The organism is Saprospira grandis str. Lewin (assembly GCF_000250635.1).
Lineage (GTDB): Bacteria > Bacteroidota > Bacteroidia > Chitinophagales > Saprospiraceae > Saprospira > Saprospira grandis.
The window spans coordinates 3,724,482-3,744,158 of record NC_016940.1; the positions used below are offsets into that span (position 1 = coordinate 3,724,482).

15 protein-coding genes and 1 CRISPR repeat array (1 of these 16 cut by a window edge) are annotated in these 19,677 nt (G+C 48.1%); of the genes, 7 read left to right on the forward strand and 8 right to left on the reverse strand.

Annotation, left to right across the window (positions count from 1 at the left end):
• Positions 1 to 88: 88 nt before the first annotated feature.
• From SGRA_RS16525 to SGRA_RS16540, 4 genes are all read left to right on the forward strand, one after another.
• Positions 89 to 1,588, forward strand: a complete 1,500-nt coding sequence (locus SGRA_RS16525; protein ID WP_015693938.1) for a carboxypeptidase M32 — start codon at positions 89 to 91, stop codon at positions 1,586 to 1,588.
• Positions 1,589 to 1,591: 3 nt separating this feature from the next.
• Entirely contained in the window at positions 1,592 to 2,659 is a 1,068-nt protein-coding gene (locus SGRA_RS16530) for an NAD(P)/FAD-dependent oxidoreductase (protein ID WP_015693939.1), read from the forward strand.
• Positions 2,660 to 2,871: 212 nt separating this feature from the next.
• Positions 2,872 to 4,023 carry a restriction endonuclease subunit S gene (locus SGRA_RS16535; protein ID WP_015693941.1) on the forward strand — a complete coding sequence of 384 codons (1,152 nt, stop codon included), beginning with the start codon at positions 2,872 to 2,874 and terminating at the stop codon, positions 4,021 to 4,023.
• 744 nt (positions 4,024 to 4,767) lie between these two features.
• A complete protein-coding gene (locus SGRA_RS16540) occupies positions 4,768 to 5,280 on the forward strand; it encodes a hypothetical protein (RefSeq protein WP_015693942.1) in 513 nt (170 codons plus the stop codon).
• Between the two features lie 592 nt (positions 5,281 to 5,872).
• Here the strand turns inward: SGRA_RS16540 and SGRA_RS16550 are convergent.
• Both SGRA_RS16550 and SGRA_RS16555 read right to left on the reverse strand, forming a co-directional pair.
• Entirely contained in the window at positions 5,873 to 6,334 is a 462-nt protein-coding gene (locus SGRA_RS16550) for a CBS domain-containing protein (protein WP_015693944.1), read from the reverse strand.
• A gap of 117 nt (positions 6,335 to 6,451) precedes the next feature.
• Positions 6,452 to 7,528, reverse strand: a complete 1,077-nt coding sequence (locus SGRA_RS16555; RefSeq protein WP_041329746.1) for a YncE family protein — start codon at positions 7,526 to 7,528, stop codon at positions 6,452 to 6,454.
• Positions 7,529 to 7,602: 74 nt separating this feature from the next.
• On the opposite strand from SGRA_RS16555, the gene SGRA_RS16560 reads away from it, so the two are divergent.
• Positions 7,603 to 9,513 (forward strand): RecQ family ATP-dependent DNA helicase, encoded by a 1,911-nt coding sequence (locus SGRA_RS16560; RefSeq protein ID WP_041329971.1) that lies wholly within the window; start codon positions 7,603 to 7,605, stop codon positions 9,511 to 9,513.
• Positions 9,514 to 9,539: 26 nt separating this feature from the next.
• Here the strand turns inward: SGRA_RS16560 and SGRA_RS16565 are convergent, their stop codons facing one another.
• From SGRA_RS16565 to SGRA_RS16585, 5 genes are all read right to left on the reverse strand, one after another.
• Positions 9,540 to 9,920, reverse strand: a complete 381-nt coding sequence (locus tag SGRA_RS16565; protein WP_015693947.1) for a DUF7793 family protein — start codon at positions 9,918 to 9,920, stop codon at positions 9,540 to 9,542.
• A 65-nt stretch (positions 9,921 to 9,985) separates the two neighbouring features.
• Positions 9,986 to 10,369 (reverse strand): DUF7793 family protein, encoded by a 384-nt coding sequence (locus SGRA_RS16570; RefSeq protein ID WP_015693948.1) that lies wholly within the window; start codon positions 10,367 to 10,369, stop codon positions 9,986 to 9,988.
• Positions 10,370 to 10,384: 15 nt separating this feature from the next.
• A complete protein-coding gene (locus SGRA_RS16575) occupies positions 10,385 to 10,756 on the reverse strand; it encodes a DUF7793 family protein (RefSeq protein WP_015693949.1) in 372 nt (123 codons plus the stop codon).
• Between the two features lies 1 nt (position 10,757).
• Entirely contained in the window at positions 10,758 to 11,174 is a 417-nt protein-coding gene (locus SGRA_RS16580; RefSeq protein ID WP_015693950.1) for a DUF7793 family protein, read from the reverse strand.
• An 8-nt stretch (positions 11,175 to 11,182) separates the two neighbouring features.
• Positions 11,183 to 11,563 carry a DUF7793 family protein gene (locus SGRA_RS16585; RefSeq protein ID WP_015693951.1) on the reverse strand — a complete coding sequence of 127 codons (381 nt, stop codon included), beginning with the start codon at positions 11,561 to 11,563 and terminating at the stop codon, positions 11,183 to 11,185.
• Positions 11,564 to 11,871: 308 nt separating this feature from the next.
• On the opposite strand from SGRA_RS16585, the gene SGRA_RS16590 reads away from it, so the two are divergent.
• Positions 11,872 to 14,049: a S9 family peptidase gene (locus SGRA_RS16590; protein WP_245538572.1), complete on the forward strand. Its 2,178-nt coding sequence runs from the start codon at positions 11,872 to 11,874 to the stop codon at positions 14,047 to 14,049.
• Between the two features lie 63 nt (positions 14,050 to 14,112).
• Here the strand turns inward: SGRA_RS16590 and SGRA_RS16595 are convergent, their stop codons facing one another.
• Positions 14,113 to 15,669 (reverse strand): YifB family Mg chelatase-like AAA ATPase, encoded by a 1,557-nt coding sequence (locus SGRA_RS16595; protein WP_015693953.1) that lies wholly within the window; start codon positions 15,667 to 15,669, stop codon positions 14,113 to 14,115.
• Positions 15,670 to 16,950: 1,281 nt separating this feature from the next.
• On the opposite strand from SGRA_RS16595, the gene SGRA_RS16600 reads away from it, so the two are divergent.
• Entirely contained in the window at positions 16,951 to 18,039 is a 1,089-nt protein-coding gene (locus SGRA_RS16600; RefSeq protein WP_015693954.1) for an endonuclease, read from the forward strand.
• 435 nt (positions 18,040 to 18,474) lie between these two features.
• Positions 18,475 to 19,677: direct repeats of the CRISPR family, unit length 36 nt; unit sequence ATACTAAACCCATTGCAGGCAAAGCAGCATTGAAAC (it continues 9,343 nt past the right edge of the window).

Genomic DNA, 19,677 nt, shown 5'->3' on the forward strand with positions numbered 1-19,677 from the left:
CTGAAGCCCCCAATTTCCCCCCAAAGTTCATCTCCTCTTTTAAAGCCGCTCATAAAACTGTACTTTTGTTGCAAAATTTACAAGAACTATGAGCTACCAAAAATATAAGGCCGCCTTGCAAGAAATCAAGGACCTACAAGCTGCCCAAGCCGTTTTGCATTGGGATATGGAAACCTTTATGCCCGCTAAGGGCCTGCAACAACGCAGCCGACAATTAGCCAGCCTTGGCCGCTTGGCCCAAGAAAAAGCCCAAGCCCCCGAATTAGGCGAACTCCTACAAAATTTATTGGCCCAAAAAGAACAGTTTAGCCCCGCAGAACAGCGGAATCTAGAGCTCTCTTGGGAGGATTATCAAGAGGCGCAGAAATTAAGCCCCCAATTTGTCGAGCAACTCTCTTTGCTGACCTCTAAGGCCCAAGCCGCCTGGCAAAAGGCCCGCCAAGCCAAGGATTTTTCTCTCTTTGCCCAACCCCTGAGCGAACTGCTGGCCGCCAAAAGAGAAGAGGCCAAAATCCGCGCAAAAGCAGGCCAAGGCCATCTCTATGATAGCCTTTTGCGCAGCTATGAAAAGGAAGCGACCGTAGCCCGCTTAGATCCCATTTTTGAGCAGCTAAGCAGCGGTATCCGACAGCTTTTGGCCAAGATTGCCGCCCAGGGAACCCCTCCCAAAAAAGAGTTTCTCAACCACCGCTTTCCCGCCGACCAACAATGGGCCTTTAGCCTCGAATTGCTCGAGCAGATGGGCTACGATTTTGAAGCAGGCCGACAAGATGCCTCTACCCACCCTTTTACCACTTCTTTCGGGGCCGAGGATGTCCGCATTACTAGCCGCATTGATGAGGAGGACCTGATGTCTTGCCTCGGCAGCTCGATCCATGAAGGCGGCCACGCCCTCTATGAACAAGGCCTACTGAGCTCGGAATATGGCCTGCCCCTAGGCGAAGCCGTTTCCCTCTCTATTCACGAGTCGCAATCTCGCCTTTGGGAGCAAAATGTGGCAGGCTCCGAGGCCTATTGGCAACATAATTTTGATCGCCTGCAAAGCTTATTTCCCTCCCAATTGTCTGGGGTAAAGGCCCAAGATTTTTATCGAGCAATCAATTATCTGGCCCCCAATTTTATCCGCACCGAGGCCGATGAGGTCCACTATCATTTGCATGTGGGCATCCGCTACCAACTGGAAAAACAACTGATTGGCGGAGAACTAGAGGTGGACCAATTAGAGGCCGCCTGGAATGAGGCCTACGAACGAGAGCTGGGCATCCGTCCCGATAATCCTCAATTGGGCGTTTTGCAAGATATTCATTGGTCGGCTGGACTCTGGGGCTATTTTCCCACCTATAGCCTCGGCAGCCTTTATGCCAGCCAGTTTTTTGCCGCCGCTAAAAAGGCCCTGCCCGAGCTGCAAAGCCAGATTGCCCAAGGCGAATTGCTGCCCCTACGCAATTGGTTGCGCAAAGAAATTCATGAAAAGGGCCGCCACTATAGCTCCGAAACCCTTTGCCAGCAGCTCACGGGCCAAGGCCTTTCGGTCGAGTTTTTCTTGGCTTATCTAGAAGAGAAGTACCGCAAAATTTACAATTTTTAAGCTATGCCTCAGCTAGATTATTTGATTCTGGGCCAAGGCTTGGCGGGTAGCCTTTTGGCGGACCGCCTTTGGCAGGCTGGCCAAAAAGTGGCCCTAATTGATGCGGGACATCAACAGGCTTCTTCGCAGTTGGCGGCGGGCATTATTAACCCTATTACGGGCCGTTGGTTTACCAAAAGCTGGCAGATGGAGAGGCTTTTGCCCATCGCTTTTGCCTATTATCGGCAGCTGGAGCAGCGGCTGGGCTGCCCCTTGCTAGACGAAAAAGAGGTGGCTATGTTGTTCCGATTTCCAGAGGTGGCCAATAATTGGATGGCCCGCTCTACCGACCCGAATTTGCAGCCTTTTGTCTCGCCCAATTTTGATCAAAACGCCTATGAACACAGCTTTGGGGCCTTGGCTGGGGGCGTGGAGTTTTCGCCTGCGGGCCGCCTCAATCTGCCTTTGCTCATTGCCCGATACAGGGCGTATTGGCAGGAGCAGGGCCAGCTTTTGCTAGAAGAAGCCTTTGATTTTGAGGCTTTAGAGTTGCTCGAAAATGGGGTTGCTTATAAGTCCCTACAGGCCAAGGCCATCATTTTCTGCGAGGGGGCCAAGGCGCAGCAAAATCCCTATTTCAAGGCCCTGCCGTTTTATCCCGCCAAGGGGGAGGTCCTCTTTGTCGAAATTCCCGATTATCCCTTTGATAATAAGATGGTTAAGGATGGAATTTTCATTATTCCCTTGGGGCAGCAGCGCTATTGGGTGGGCAGTTCTTACCAGCATCATTATGATTCTTTGGCCCCTACGCAGGCCGAGCGCTACCGCCTTTTGGGGCAGTTGGAGCAGTTGCTGGAGGGGCATTCTTTTAAGGTCTTGGACCATCAGGCGGCGGCCCGCCCAATTCAGCGTAAGCGCCGCCCTATTTTGGGGGCACATCCGCAGCATCCGCAGTTGTATATCTTTAATGGTTTGGGCGCCAAGGGCAGCTATTTGGCCCCTTATTGCTCGGCGCAGTTGTCGGCCCATTTGCTGCAGCAAAAAGCTTTGGATGAAGAACTAGATATTGCCAATTATCTAGATTATTTTTAGGGTTTGGGGCCCGCGGCCGCCCTTCAATTTGGGGCGGCCGCCGCTATGCTGCGGGGCTCACAGGTCTGTTCGGCCCTGCGGCGGCTTCGCCGCCTGGGTCTGGCCTAACGGCCACCCGCTCCGCAGCGCTGGGCCAATGGCCCTGACGGGCCCAAGGGGGCTGCGCCCCCTTGCCGCTGAGGCCCAATTGTTTAGCCAAATAAATCAAAGAAATGAAGAATAAAGATTGGAAAAAGGTAAAGCTGGGGGAGGTTGTTATGACGCTAGAGTCTGGTAAAAGAGAAAAAGGAGGAAGTATAGATTCTGGAGTATTTAGCTTAGGAGCAGAGCATTTAGATAGTCTAGGAGGTTTTAAGCTAGATAAAGGTAAGTTTGTCTCAGAAAGCTTTTATAATCAGATGCAGAAAGGCAAAATATCTATAGATGATATTCTTATTGTAAAAGATGGTGCAACTACTGGAAAGGTCTCATATGTAAATGCTAGTTTCCCACTAAAGAAATCTGCTATAAATGAACATGTTTTTAAACTTGTAGTTAACGAGGCTGAAGCACTACCTAAGTACGTATTTTATTTTCTTTATTCGCCAATTGGGCAACTTGAAATGATGAGAGATTTTAGGGGTGCAACTGTTGGAGGAATAACAAAACAGTTTGTAGATAATGTTCAAATCCCCCTTCCCCCCATATCAGAGCAAAAGGCCATAGCGGTCCAGCTCGATCGGGCGGATAAGCTACGGCAAGCCTTGGCCCAAAGCCTAGCAGATTATGATCGTTTGCTGGCGGCCAGCTTTCTGGATATGTTTGGGGATCCCGTGCTCAATCCTAAGGGCTGGGAGCTCGTGAAGCTGGGGGAGGTAGCTATCAGTGAAAATAATAAAAGGGTTCCAATAAAGTCAGGAGATCGGAATAATCGTCAAGGAAAATATCCTTACTATGGAGCCTCTGGTATAATCGACTCAATAGATGATTATACTCACGAAGGTACTCGATTATTAGTGGGAGAAGATGGCGCTAATCTATTATCGAGAAATACACCTATTGGTTTTTTGGCGAGCGGACAATATTGGGTTAATAATCATGCTCATGTATTAAAGAATACAGATAAGACAGAGTTAGCGTATTTACTTTATTTTATCAATTGTATTGATTTAGAAGTCTATGTTACAGGGTCTGCACAACCGAAGTTAAATAAGAAAAATTTAGATAGAATACCCATTCCCCTCCCTCCACTTCCTTTACAGCAGCAATTTGCGCAATTGGTGGAGCGGATAGAGCGGCAAAAGGCGCTGATTCAGTCGGCCCAGCAATCGGCGGAGGATTTATTTGGGGCCTTATTGCAGGCCTACTTTTATGAGGGAAAATAGGATAGACATGCAGGAGGTCCAAACCGAGGGGTTTGGGCCTTTTTTGTTGCCTGCGGCCCTGCTCTTCCTGCGCCTAGGGACAAGCCCCTAGGCTAGCTTTTTCAGACAGCCCTCTAAAGAGGGCCTTTGGATAAGGTTCTTCTCTGCTATAATCATTTAGCAAGGCCTTTTATATCAATAGTTGAGGCCCTCACAGAGGGCTGACTCCATTGGATTAGCCTAGGGGCTTGTCCCTAGGCTACTATTGGCGGGCTTGCTCTTCCTGCAGCCCCCTTCCTGCGCCTAGGGACAAGCCCCTAGGCTAGCTTTTTCAGACAGCCCTCTAAAGAGGGCCTTTGGATGAGGTTTTTCTTTGCTATAATCATTTATCAAGAGCTTGTATATCAATAGTTGAGGCCCTTTAGGGCTGACTCCATTAGATTAGCCTAGGGGCTTGTCCCTAGGCTACTATTGGCGGGCTTGCTCTTCCTGCAGCCCCCTTCCTGCGCCTAGGGACAAGCCCCTAGGCTAGCTTTTTCAGACAGCCCTCTAAAGAGGGCCTTTGGATGAGGTTTTTCTTTGCTATAATCATTTATCAAGAGCTTGTATATCAATAGTTGAGGCCCTTTAGGGCTGACTCCATTAGATTAGCCTAGGGGCTTGTCCCTAGGCGATGAATAGCTGAGTCCTAAGCAGCTAAAGGCCAAAATTTTATTCTAATACACAAAATCCTGAACAGTCTCCCTGAAGCAGTTCGGTCTGGAGGTGAAGCAGTTCGGTCTGGAGGTGAAGCAGTTCGGTCTGGAGGTGAAGCAGTTCGGTCTGGAGGTGAAGCAGTTCGGTCTGGAGGTGAAGCAGTTCGGTCTGGAGGTGAACCAGTTTGGTCTGGAGGTGAAGCAGTTCGGTCTGGAGGTGAAGCAGTTCGGTCTGGAGGTGAAGCAGTTCGGTCTGGAGGTGAAGCAGTTCGGTCTGGAGGTGAAGCAGTTCGGTCTGGAGGTGAAGCAGTTTGGTCTGGAGGTGAACCAGTTCGGTCTGGGGGTGAACCAGTTTGGTCTGGAGGTGAAGCAGTTCGGTCTGGAGGTGAACCATTTCGGTCTGGGGGTGAACCAGTTCGGTCTGGAGGTGAACCAGTTTGGTCTGGAGGTGAACCAGTTCGGTCTGGGGGTGAACCAGTTTGGTCTGGAGGTGAAGCAGTTCGGTCTGGAGGTGAACCATTTCGGTCTGGGGGTGAACCAGTTCGGTCTGGAGGTGAACCAGTTTGGTCTGGAGGTGAACTAGTTCGGTATTTTACCGAACTTTTGCCCTTTTTGATTTTGTTACATTATTTCCGTTTTTAACAATTTCCTAACAATTGGGGGCTAAAATCCCTGTTTCTGCAGCCTAAAGGCCGCAGATTCTAGAGCTGTAGGTTGAAACCTACAGCCAATTAACGAATGCATTTTAATATAGTATGGAGGGTTAAAACCCTCCATAAATAAACATCTTTTGGGCTGTTAAAAGCTGTGAAGATGATCAGGGCGTATAGACCAGAATGGGAATCAGTTAACTGTATGAGGGTTTCAACCCTCATACATATATCATTGCGGAGCAATACCAAAGGTTGTCTGGCTGTAGGTTTCAACCTACAGGCCCATATAGCAGGCGGCGAAGCCGCCGCAAAGGAGCGAAGCGACTGGCCTAGCGATGCGGCGGGGTGGCCGTCAGGCCAGACCAAGGAGCCGAAGGCGACGCAGGGCCGAGCAGACCTGCGAGCCCCAAAGCGTAGCGCCGCAAGGCGAAGCCGCAGCGGAGGCCCCTAAAAAACAAAAAAAGAACCTTCCCCAAAGCTAAGGGAAAGGTTCTTATGTATAGGCGGAAAAGGGTGTTCGGCCTAAATATCTTCAGAGGGGTAAGCTTTTTTGTAGACGGCCTTGAGGACATCATGAGAGCTAACGATTCCTACTAGATCGCCCTCTTCAGAGACGATGGGAAGGGCGTGAAAATAGTTGATGAGGAGGAGTTCGGCGGCTACGCCAATTTTGGCATCGGGGGCGATATGCACCACCTTAGTGGTCATGAGATCGGCAACAGTATACTTGGCCAAAAGTGCTTTGTTATCGGCTTCGGCTTGGGCTTCGCCATGAAGGCGGGCGCCATGGATGGCCTTTTCAAAATCGCTATGGCTGATGATACCGACCAACTCCTTGTAGCGGACCACGGGAATGTGGTGGATATTACTATTTTCGAAAAGCTCCTTTACTTTTTCGAGGCTATCAGTAGGGATAAGCGCTTTGATTTTGGTCGTCATGATGTCGCTGACCGGGCGGTTCATAAAGTCAGATAGGTTGCTCATAATACTTTACTTTTGATAAGGTAGGGTTTAAATCTTTCTACTATAAAAAGGCAGAACGGAGGGGAAAAGTTCTACTTTCTAAGGTAGTTTAAAGAACACGATTTTTTTATAAAAAACCTACTGAAAATGAAAATCATTGGCAAAAATTCCAGCTCTAAAGGAATCTTGCAGGATAAAATTGGGGGAACTTAGGCGATCGACCCAAGCGGATTCTGTGCCCATATAGCGAGCGGCATAAAGTATATTGTTTTCATTATCAAAGCCAAGGCCGTAATAATGGCCAGATTTAATTTCACGGATCGTTTGCAGATTGGGGTCGAGTTGGTAGATGGCATTTTTGTGGATAAAAAAGAGCTGGCTACCGTCGGCATTGCGGATAAGCTGTTTGGCGCCCTGGCCTTTGGCTAAATTTAGGCGATGCACAACTTGCTTTGTATTGGGATTGATAGCGATCAGGCTGCCCATTGTGCTGTTGGCGGTATCGATTTGGGGGTAATTGCTATAGACGGCTTTGCCCGAGCAGGCGACCCAAAGCAGGCCGTTTTGGTCTAGTTGCAAGCTATTGGGGGCATCATCGACTGTAATATACTGATCGATTTGATGAGTTTGGCTATTGATGACGGCTAGGCGTTGGTCGCTATCGAGTCCGCCGACCAGACAGACAAAGACCATATTATTGTAGGGCAGCAGGCGTTCGGGCCCCTTGCCGAGGCCATCAATTTGGCCAACTTGCTCGCCTTTTTGGTAATTAAAAATGGCGATACTGCCCGAGAGCAGATCGTTGCCCCATTGGCTAATATAGGCGAGGCTATCATTGATGGGGCTGATATATCGGGGTTGTTGGAGGTTGAGGAGTTGGCCTTCTTCGGCAAAGGTTTGTGGATTGACCCATTCGATTTTATTGGAATTATTGACCACAATATAAGTATGCTCGCCAAAGCGGTTGAGAGATTGGACCACATTGCCTAGGTCTCTTTGGTTGGCCGTTTTAAAAATGCGATTTTGGACCAACTGCTGTTCGGGATCATAATGGCTGATTGTTCCGGAGGTTTGGTTGTATAAGCCCTCATTAGTGATCAGAATACCTTGGGCAAAACCCTTGTTGGTTTGGCTGGGCTCTTCTTTTTTGCAGGCGGTGAATAGAAGGCCGAAAAAAAATATATACAAGAGTGATGTCTGCCTAGTCAACTTCATAGAAAAAATGATTAGATTTGTTGAAAGGGGCCAAGCTGGCCCTTAGAAAACTCAAAAATAAGGAAGAAAAAAGGATGTCAGTAGCGGCAAGAGAAATATTGAAGAAGTATTGGGGCTATCCGAGCTTTCGGCCCTTGCAGGAAGATATTGTAGATGCGGTTTTGGCGGGGCAAGATTGTTTGGCCCTTTTGCCGACGGGTGGGGGCAAATCGGTTTGTTTTCAGGTGCCGGCCCTTTGTTTGGGGGGGCTTTGTCTGGTGGTTTCTCCCTTGATTGCCTTGATGAAGGATCAGGTGGAGCAGCTCAAGCGGCGGGGCATTTCGGCCGAGGCCATTTATACGGGCATGCGTCGCTCGGATATTGATCGGATATTGGAATTGGCCGTACATGGGCATATTTCCTTTTTGTATGTTTCTCCAGAGCGTTTAGGGACCGAGATGTTGCAAATGCGTTTGGACCGTTTGCCCATTCGTTTGTTGGCGGTAGATGAGGCGCATTGTATTTCTCAGTGGGGCTATGATTTTCGGCCGGCCTACCTCAAAATTGCGGAGATTCGGCCTGCTTTGCCCAAGGTGCCCGTCATTGCCCTAACGGCCACGGCCACCGAGCAGGTAGTGGCCGATATACAAGAGAAATTGGCCTTTAGAGAAGAGGCCAAGGCGGTATTTAGAAAGAGCTTTGGGCGAGACAATTTGGCCTATGTAGTTTTGGAAGAAGAGAACAAACTGGCCAAGCTGCTCGATATGCTACAAAAAGTGCCGGGAACGGCTGTGGTTTATGTGCTCAACCGCCGTGCTTGTCGAGAAATCGCCAGCTACTTACAAAAGAATAATATTTCGGCAGACTACTATCATGCGGGCCGCTCGGTAGAGCAGCGTTCGCAGATTCAGCAGGCTTGGATTGCCAATGAGATTCGGGTCATTGTGGCCACCAATGCTTTTGGGATGGGGATCGACAAGCCCGATGTGCGTTTGGTGGTGCATTTGACTTTGCCCGATAATCTGGAGGCTTATTTTCAGGAAGCGGGCCGAGCGGGCCGGGATGGAAAAAAGGCCTATGCGGTATTGTTGTACAACAGCACCGACAAAGCCCGTTTATTGCAGCAATATGAGCAGAGCTATCCGACCTTAGACCTTGTTCGGCAGGTATATCAGGCCTTGGGGAGTTTTTTCCAGTTGGCCATTGGTGGGGGAGAGGGGCAGAGCTTTGATTTTCCTTTGGGCGGCTTTTGCCAGCACTATAAAATGAACCCCATCTTGGTCCTTTCGGCCTTGCGGATTTTGATGCAAAATGAGTATTTGATCTTATCGGAGTCCCTATTTTTTCCCGCCAGCATTCAGTTTCGGCTCAACAATCGGCAGGTCTATGACTTTGCTTTGCGCTACAAGCCCTACGAGCGTTTGGTCCAGTTTATCTTGCGGACCTATCAGGGGGCCTTTCAGCAATCGGTTAATATTCGAGAAGAGAAAATTGCCAAGGGGACCAAGTCCACTATTTCCGAAGTGAAAAAGCAATTGGGCCAATTGCAGCAGGCGGGTTTGCTCTATTATCATCCACAAAAAGAGAATCCTTATATCTATTACCTCAAGCCGCGTTTGGCCAAGGGCGATCTGCTCTTTGATGGGGCCAGTTATCGCTTTTTGAAAGAGCGTCAAGAAAAGCGGATGCAGGCGGCCTTGGCTTATGCAGAGGAAAAGCGCTGTCGCTCGCAAATGCTCTTGGCCTATTTTAATGAATTGGATGCGCCCGCCTGCGGGCAATGCGATGTCTGTCTGGGCCGACATGATAGTCGCCCCAGCCCAGAGGAGTATAAAAAAATGCGGAGCTATATGCTGGCGCAAGTGGGCAAAGAATCGCTGTCGGTCAGGGTCTTAATTGGGCGCTTTCCCTCCAATTTAGAAAATAAAGCCCTGGCGGTTTTGCAGCAACTTCTAGACAATGAAGAGCTGGTTGAACAGGCCAACGGCCAACTGAAGTTAAACTAAAAAAGCGCCCATTAGGGCGCTTTTTGTTATTGATCCAAAGCCTGTTGTTCCTTAATCCAAGCCAGGGCTTTTTCTTCGCTAGTAAATAGCTTGCTGGCAAAGTTAGGCTGGTTGAATTTGAGGAAAATATTGCCAACAATGGTAGAAAAACCACTGCTCACAATGACCGCGCTGGCCTTGGCCACCGAATGATGGGCCAGATGCTTTCTAGATTGCTGACAAACGGATTTCAGTTGCCGAATATCGGAAATATAGTAGCCTGCAGGGCCAAAAGCTTGGCGAGAGGCCTCGATATGAGCTTCTAAATCTTTTAAATTGACCTTGACGGCATGATAAACTTCATGAATGATCCCATCTTCTCGCTGCCTTGTGGTGGCTAGCGGGCTGCTAATTTTTACTTCGCGCATGAACTGTAGAGCTAATTTGTTCTGCCGCAAAGATAATTAAATAGCTGTTCAATCAATAAAGGAAATTATACTTTTTTAGCTAGCTCTATTTGTTCTCTGATCCAGAGCAGGGCTTTTTCTCTATCGGTAAATAGCTTAGTGGGAAAGTCGGGTTTATTGAACTTGAGAAATAGGTTACCCACCATTTTAGAAATGGGGCTATTGGTCAGAATAGCCGCCCCTGCGGCAATAGAGTTTTGGGCCAGATAGTCTCTGGCCTCTCGTTTTGTAGATTTGAGCAGGCTAATATCTGAAAGGTACCAGCAGCCTCGGCCATAGGCTTGCAAAGAGTCTTCAATATGGCTTTTAATCATGGCTAAGTCGATGGTTACGGGCTTATATACTTCTTCTACAATTTGCTCTTCCAGCAAAAAGGTGCGGGCTACTTCATTGTCGGTTTGGGGGGGCATCTTAATTATGGGGGATTAGTTTTGTTTATTCAGCCAATTTAGGGCTTTTTCTTCTTGGGTAAACAATTTAGCGGGGAAAGGAGGGCCATCAAAGCGCAAAAAAAAGTTGCCAATAATTGCGGAGGGGCCATTGTTTACAATAATGGCCGCGGCGGCGGTCACATCATTATTTTTGGCAATATGTCGCCGTGCCTTGGCATTGGCCGAGCGCACCTGCCGAATATCTACGAGCATATAGAGTTCTTTGCCAAAATGCTCGGTCAAAAGCGCAAAATGAGCATCAATTTTTTCGATTTCGGTCACTACGGGCAGGTATTCTACCCTTAATAATTTAGGGCCCAACTGCCAAAGTTTGGCAATAGGGGTAATCATCAGTTCTTTTTCCATTCTAAGGAGTTTTTCGCTGCCATTCGGCCAACCACTGCAGGGCTTTTTCTTTATTGCTAAACAAACGAGTGGGAATGGGCGGTTTATTAAAGCCCACCAAAAAGTTGCCCAATATACGGCTAATTCCACTACCTACCAAAAGCGCACAGGCTCTAGATCTAGGATTAACAGCCTTGGCAAAGTATTTCCGGGCATCCGCCGAAATACCGCCAATAGTTGATACATCGATATAAATGAAGATGTTTTTTCCCTGAGCTTCCGCCATTTTACACAGACTCTCATAGTAGTCTTGGGCTTGCTCCAAACTCATCTTTAATTTTTGCTCAAAATACAGCTCTAATACGCCTTCTGCTTCTGCAGACCACTGCAATTTTGCTTGGGGAAATTCAATTTTTGGGGCAGAATAATCTCTTTTCAAACCTTATTTTATTTAACTACTTGCTCCTTCAGCCACTCAATCGCCTTCTCCTCATCGGTAAAGATACGAGTTGTAATCTTAGGTTTGCTAAATTTTAGAAAAAGGTTCCCAATAATTTTAGATAGGCCATTGCCCATAATCACCGCGGCACCTACGGCCACAATTTTTCCCGAACTCAGGGCCGAGCGCACTTCCTGATTCGTTTTTTTCATCTGCCGCAAATCAGAAAGCAACCAAAGCCCCTCCCCAAATGTCTGCCGCAACTGATCAATATGCGCATGCACATCATCCGGATTAGTAATTACCTCATCATAAACGACCCGAATAATTCCAGGCGCAATAGGCCAAGCTTTAGCAATGGGAGTCTTAATGTAATTTTGCTTTTCCATAGTGCTCCTATTTCTTTAGTGTAATATCAAAGCTAAAAAAATTCAACTCTTTTTTTAATCTGAAAGGGCTTTATTTTCCTGTTTTTTTGGGGCCTGCCGCCTGCGGCGGCCGGGCTGTGTCGTGGCTCGCTATTCGCTCGGCCCTGCGGCGCAAAGCGCCTTGGTCTGCGGCTGCGCCGCCCCACTTTCCATCCCTAGGCCAGATGTAATCGCGCTGCTTGGGGCATTGTTTGCTATGAATTTTTGGCTAGGCCAGCTATTTTTTGAGGACATAGCCTGCGGCGGCTTTGCCGCCTGTACCCTCCAAAATGCCCAAACGCAATTTGCAAGATGCCAAAAGAAAAGCTATTTTGAGCCTCCCTAAACAGCACACAATTTTAAAGGAGTTTTCTAAAAATATAGACGATATGCTAAATGCACCCAAGGCCAATAAACGGCCATATAAAATAAGCCAACATGGCGAGGAACGCATCGATAATTATCACTGGATGCGCCTTAGCGATGCCCAAAAAATGGCCGAAACCCCAGATGCCCAAACCCAAGAGGTTTTAGCTTATCTCCAAGCCGAAAATGAATATACGGCCCAAAAAATGGCCCCTTTTAAAGACCTCCAAGAGGAGATTTATCAAGAAATGATTGGCCGCCTGCCCCAAAGAGAAGAATCGGTTCCCTACCAAATGGGCGGCTATACTTATGGCCAACGCTATGAAGAGGGCCAAGAATATCCTATTTATTACCGCATTAAGGCGGGCCAAACAGAAGAGGAAATCCTTTTGGACCTCAATGCCCTAGCGGCCGATAAAGCCTTTTTCCAACTCGCTAGCTTTAAGGTAAGCCCCAATGGCCAAAAACTAGCCTACACTTTTGATGATAGCGGCCGCCGTATCTATAAAATGGCCTTTGTCGATCTGCAAAGCAAAACGACTAGCCCCATTGTCCTCCAAGGCTGTAGCGGCGATATTGCCTGGGCCAGCGATAATGAACATCTCTTTTTTACGGCCCGCAATCCCGAAACCCTACTCTCCGAGAAGGTGTATCGCTACCGCCTCGGCCAAAAGCAAGAGGAAGCCGTTTTGGTCTATGAAGAAGAAGATAAAAGTTTTTATACAGGCGTCTACCGAAGCCGCTGCCAAGAATACATTATTATCTGGAATAGCAGCACCCTCAGTAGCGATTACCAACTACTAGAGGCCGATCAGCCGCTGGGCCAGTTTTGGAACTTCATGCCCCGCCAAGCCAATCATGAGTATAGTATTGGCCCAGATGGCCAAGGTGGCTTTTATATCCTTTCCAATCAAGAGGCCCCCAACTTTAAGCTCTTGCACAGCAGCAAGGAAAATACGGCCCAACAAGCCAGTTGGAGCCTCATTTTACCCCATCGTCCCACCGTCTTTTTAGAGGACCTAACGGTCTTTAAAGATTTTTATGTACTGCAGGAACGCAAGGAAGGTCAAACGCATCTGCGCCTAATCACTGCCGATAAAGACGAATACCTCCCCTTTGAGGAAGAGGTGTATATGGTTGCTATGGGCCAAAACCATCATTTTGAAGAGCGAAATTTCCGCTATATCTATGGCTCAATGACCACGCCCAATAGCGTCTATGCCTATCATTTGGAGGATGGGCGCAAAGAATTGCTCAAGCAGCAAGAGGTGGTCGGTGGCCATACTCCCGCCGATTACCAAACGGAGCGCCTTTGGGTAGAAGCTAGAGATGGGGCCAAGGTACCCGTTTCACTGGTCTACAAAAAAGGCTTTAAAAAAGATGGCAAGAACGCCCTTTTGCTCTATGCTTATGGCGCTTATGGGCATACCGTCGACCCTTATTTTAGTGCTGCTCGCCTCAGCCTTTTGGACCGAGGATTTGCCTTTGCCATTGCGCATGTTCGGGGTGGGCAGGCTTTGGGCCGAGATTGGTTTGAGCAGGGCCGTGTATTTAATAAAAAGAATAGCTTCTACGACTTTATTGATGTGGCCCAAAGCCTTTGTCTACAACAATATAGCTCTGCCGAAAAGCTCTTTGGTATGGGCGGTAGCGCCGGTGGCCTGCTGATGGGCGCCGTGGCCAATATGGCCCCTACGGCTTTTCGGGGTCTAGTAGCGGCTGTCCCTTTTGTGGATGTCCTCAACACGATGTCAGATGCTAGCATTCCCCTAACCACCAATGAATATGACCAATGGGGCAATCCCGAAGAAGAGGAGGCCTACCGCTATATTTTGTCCTACTCGCCCTACGAAAATGTACAAGCGCAATATTATTGCGCCATCTTGGTCACTACGGGCTATCACGATTCTCAGGTGCAATATTGGGAGCCCGCCAAATGGGTAGCCGAATTAAGAGACAAAAAGTTGGACCAAAATACGCTTTTGCTACATACCAATTTAGAAGCTGGTCATGGAGGTGCTTCTGGCCGCTTCCAAGCCTATAAGGAGCTCGCTTTAGAGTATGCCTTTTTGTTTGCTTGCCTTGCAGAGGATGAGGCTTAACTCCCCCCCCAAAACACCAAAGGCCCGCAAGGAATTTTCCTTGCGGGCCTTTGGCTTTGGTCCTTATTGGACCCAGTTTTCTTTGTCTAAGTTGCGGTAGTCTACGGCCTCGGCTATGTGTTCTAGCTGAATGCGAGCCGAGCCGGCCAAATCGGCTACGCTGCGGGCGACTTTGAGGATGCGGTCATAGGCGCGGGCAGAAAGCTGCCGGACCTGCATGGCCTGCTTGAGCAATTTACTGCCCGCTTGGTCCAATTGGCAATACTCTCGGATGAGGCGGCTGTTCATTTGGGCATTGCAATGAATGCCGGGATAACTGGCAAAACGCTCTTCCTGTATTTTTCTGGCCCGATTCACTCGCTCTCGGATGGAGGCGCTACTTTCGCCTTTGAGCTGAGAAGAACTGATGGTCTCAAAATCTACAGGCTCTACTTCTACATGAATGTCGATGCGGTCCAATAGCGGTCCAGAAATTTTGTTGAGGTAGCGATGCACGGCCTGGGGCGCACAAACGCAATCTTTAGTGGGGTGGGTGTAGTAGCCGCAGGGACAGGGATTCATGGCGGCCAAGAGCATGAAATTGGCTGGATAATCTACGGTGAACCTAGAGCGAGAGATGGTAATTTGGCGGCTTTCCATGGGTTGGCGCAAGACCTCCAAAACGGTCCGTTTGAACTCGGGCAGCTCGTCCATAAAGAGGACGCCATTATGGGCCAAGGAGATTTCTCCGGGTTTGGGGTGGACCCCGCCGCCCACTAGGGCCACATCACTAATAGTGTGGTGAGGACTGCGAAAAGAGCGCTTAGAAATTAGGGAGGCATTTTCGGGCATGAGGCCCACTACCGAATGAATTTTGGTCGTTTCTAGGGCTTCTTTGAGCGAAAGCGGGGGGAGAATGGTCGGTAGGCGCTTGGCCAACATACTTTTGCCTGCGCCGGGTGGGCCGATCAGGATGGCATTATGGCCCCCCGCTGCGGCCACTTCTAAGGCTCTTTTGACCTGTTCTTGGCCCTTTACATCCATAAAATCGACGAGGAGGTGAGGGGCTTGTTGTTCAAATTCTTTGCGGGTATCGACAAAGACGGCTTCTGGCTTTTCGCCTCCATCCAAAAAGGCGACCACCTCGGCTAGGTGGCTGAGCCCAAAGACTTCGAGCTGGTTGACGATGGCCCCCTCTCTTGCATTGACTTTGGGGAGAATCAGGCCCTCAAAACCCTCTTTGCGGGCTTGGATGGCAATGGGTAAAGCGCCTTTGATCGGGCGGATGCTACCATCTAAGGAGAGTTCTCCCATGAGGATGTATTTTTCGAGTAAATCGCTTTGGATCTGGCCTGTGGCGGCCAAAATGCCCAAGGCTAGGGGCAAATCATAATGCGAGCCCTCCTTTCTGAGATCCGCTGGGGCCATATTGACCACAATGCGAATGCGAGGAATGCGATAACCAATCGCTTTAATGGCGCTTTCTACCCGCCAATAACTTTCTCGAACGGCATTGTCGGGCAAACCGACTAGAGAATAACCCGGTTTTCCTTGGGCCAAGGGGCCGCCTGTATCTACTTCTATAGTAATAGTTTGTGCGTCTACGCCATGAACAGCGCTTGCAAAGGCTTTTATGAGCATATCTTTTATTTTTTGTACTTGAATAAAGATATAACCTTTGTTTGTAAACTGCAAATTATTGTTGGGCTTTTCCTTTTTTGGGTAGAGCTAGCTGATGTAATCGCCCCCTAGCTTGTAAAATTATCGACCTATAACTGCGGGTTGAAACCCGCAGCCAATTTCGGGACAGATTAGCTGACATTTAGCCGCCCTTTGGCCTGCAGCTTAAAAGCCGCAGGACCTGAAAAATCGAATAGCTCTTTTGCCTAAGCAAAGCAGGGGCTTTTAAGCCGCTGCGGCGAGAAAAATGATGGCCCAGGCAAATTGGCTGCGGCCTTTAGGCTGCAGAAACAGGGATTTTGAGTCTGTTTAAAATTTTGTGTTTCTCCTTTTTGCTGCCTAGGGACAAGCCCCTAGGCTAGCTTTTTCAGACAGCCCTCTAAAGAGGGCCTTTGGATGAGGTTCTTCTTTGAAATAACTACTTAGCAAGGCCGTGTATATCAGCCTTTGAGGCCCTTTAGGGCTGACTCCATTGGATTAGCCTAGGGGCTTGTCCCTAGGCGACTATTGGCCAAATCCTAACAAGCTAAAGGCCCAAATTTTATTCTAATACACAAAATTCTGAACAGTCCCGGGATTTTGGACTCCAATTGTTAGGGAGTTGTTAAAAATGAAAATAATGTAACAAAATCAAAAAAGGCAAAAGTTCGGTTTGGCGGTGAACTAGTTCGGTCTGGCGGTGAACTAGTTCGGTCTGGCGGTGAACTGGTTCGGTCTGGCGGTGAACTAGTTCGGTCTGGCGGTGAACTGGTTCGGTCTGGCGGTGAACTAGTTCGGTCTGGCGGTGAACTGGTTCGGTCTGGCGGTGAACTAGTTCGGTCTGGCGGTGAACTGGTTCGGTCTGGCGGTGAACTAGTTCGGTCTGGCGGTGAACTGGTTCGGTCTGGCGGTGAACTGGTTCGGTCTGGCGGTGAACTGGTTCGGTCTGGCGGTGAACTGGTTCGGTCTGGCGGTGAACTAGTTCGGTCTGGCGGTGAACTAGTTCGTTACAGGCCCATATAGAAGGAGCGAATCGACTGGCCTAGCGATGCGGCGGGGTGGCCGTCAGGCCAGACCGAGCCAGCTTGCTGGCGAAGGGCCGAGCGAATAGCGAGCCCCAAAGCGTAGCGCCGCAAGGCGAAGCCGCAGCGGAGGCCCCAAAAAAACAGCAGAAAAATTAAATCAACTTTAATTTATAAATTGGGGCTGCGAGAGGGCTAAAAAAGCGGTAAATTGGGCTTTATTGACCAATAAAAAAAAGCGATGAAACGATTAATTTACTGCATGATTTTTCTGGGGGCGGGACCTATTTTATGGGGGCAGCATCAGGATGTATTTCCGGGTTTGAGCACGGCAGATTTGTTGGATTCTGTGCAATTGCATTATCGGCCCGATACGGTTTTGGCTTGGAATAATGCCAAGGATACCTTATTTAAAGTTATTGATAATCATAACGATACAGTGACTTGTGTGTATACGGGTTTGCAAAAATGGTTGGATCCGACGCAGGATCCGGACAGCTATATGTCGGACAATAATGCGCCCAATGGGATGAATGTGGAGCATAGTTATCCGCAGAGTCGGGGGGCGGCCAATGGCAATGCGCGCAGTGATTTGCATCATCTTTTTGCATGTCGAAATGAGACCAACAATATGCGGGGCAATTTGCCTTTTGCGGAGCTGGCGGATACGGCTGTAACTAACTGGTTTTATTTGACTTATAATGCGCAGGGCGTGCCTGTTTTTGATCGGGATAAGTACAGTGAATTGGTCATGAATCAGGCATTTGAGCCCCGGGAGGATTTCAAGGGGAATCTGGCGCGGGCCATGTTTTATTTTTACACGATTTACCGCAATGAGGCGCAGGGCAGCGATCCCAATTTTTTTGGGCCGCAGCAGGCGGTGCTTTGTGATTGGCATGAATTGGACCCTGTGGATCAGGCGGAATGGGACCGCAGCCAGTTGATTGCGACTTATCAGGATGGCAAGGCGAATCCCTTTGTTTTGGATTGCAGTTTGGCCAAGCGTTTATATTGTCCGAATCAGGCGGCGGGCTGTGCGCCTTCTGCTTTGGCGGTTTTGGGGAGCAGTTTTGGGGAGGCTAAATTGTGGCCTAATCCCTTGTCGGGCAGTCAGTTAAATTTGTCTATTGACTTATTGGAGGCCCAGCCGATCGAGCTAGAACTATTGGATGTTTTGGGTCGTTCTTTGGGCATTTTGGAGACTGCTAATTTGTCGGCTGGCGATTATCAGTGGCAATTTGATTTGCCTGCGGATTTGGCCAAGGGCGTATATTTGTTGCGGATTCGGGCTGGGGGAAGCCAGCAGAGTTTAAAATTTGTCCGACAGTAAGGGCTGAAAAAATGCGAAAATAGGGGAGCTAGGAGAGGAGCTTTCCTATTTTTTTGTCTGTTGGGAGGGGGGATTTGGGGCTGCCCCTCGCTTTGCTCGGGTCGCTCCACTTCGCAGCTCGCAGGTCTGCTCGGCCCTGCGTCGCTTTGCTCCTTGGTCTGCCGCTTGCGCGGCCCTGCTACGGCAGCTCAGCCTGCGGCGGCTTTGCCGCCTGTAGGGCGCGGAAAGGGGGATGAAATTAAATTAGGAAGTATAGGGGAGAAGTTTTATATTGTGGCAGAAATTAGCGCTAAGAGGAGGAGAAATCTAAATCTTAAAACTTTCTTAAAATGAAAAAAAGGTGTTTGGAGGCTTTGCGGTATATTTTGGAGTTAGATAGCTCTAGTGTCGATCTTAGCTTTCTTATGGCTTTTTAAATTATATGATAGTTTTGCTATACTAAACCCATTGCAGGCAAAGCAGCATTGAAACGATAGCCAATTCGAGAACGTCAAAAAGAACGAAGATACTAAACCCATTGCAGGCAAAGCAGCATTGAAACGGGACCAAGCTGTAAATAGTCATACCCTCTTCTACTATACTAAACCCATTGCAGGCAAAGCAGCATTGAAACTATTACCCCCTACTCTAAGGAACATAAGCGTTTTGATACTAAACCCATTGCAGGCAAAGCAGCATTGAAACGGCCTTGACTCGATTTGACGCTGAAACGGACGCTAATACTAAACCCATTGCAGGCAAAGCAGCATTGAAACCATTTCAACATCCCTAGCCCCATAGGTTATTTGATACTAAACCCATTGCAGGCAAAGCAGCATTGAAACATCTAAAGAAAGACAGTACAGGACAATATCCCGATGATACTAAACCCATTGCAGGCAAAGCAGCATTGAAACAAAACTAATTGCTTCAAATATTTTGCTATTCTTTTAATACTAAACCCATTGCAGGCAAAGCAGCATTGAAACACCTTCTTATTTCCATCCTTTTTATCATCGTAGTTTATACTAAACCCATTGCAGGCAAAGCAGCATTGAAACGACATAATAAAACAGTTAATAAGATTAATAAATAAATACTAAACCCATTGCAGGCAAAGCAGCATTGAAACTCTTTAACAAAAGTTCTCCACTTAGAAAAGTACTTATACTAAACCCATTGCAGGCAAAGCAGCATTGAAACTTTGCTAATTTCATCAAGCTTGCTAGAAATCTCTTATACTAAACCCATTGCAGGCAAAGCAGCATTGAAACCCCACTGAAGCTCGTTACTGGTGTGCCTTATCATATACTAAACCCATTGCAGGCAAAGCAGCATTGAAACCTTTTAGTAGAACGTCTTTTTGATACTTGTGAAAAATACTAAACCCATTGCAGGCAAAGCAGCATTGAAACTATTTTCCAAAATTTTATATTCGAATTTTATCACGATACTAAACCCATTGCAGGCAAAGCAGCATTGAAACTATATTTTACAAATGTAAAGTATAGACTTTTTTAAATACTAAACCCATTGCAGGCAAAGCAGCATTGAAACGTTCTGGCATTAGTTGCTTTGCCGCAGCAAGCACAATACTAAACCCATTGCAGGCAAAGCAGCATTGAAACTAGTCATAATATATAAGTTTTTTAATAAATT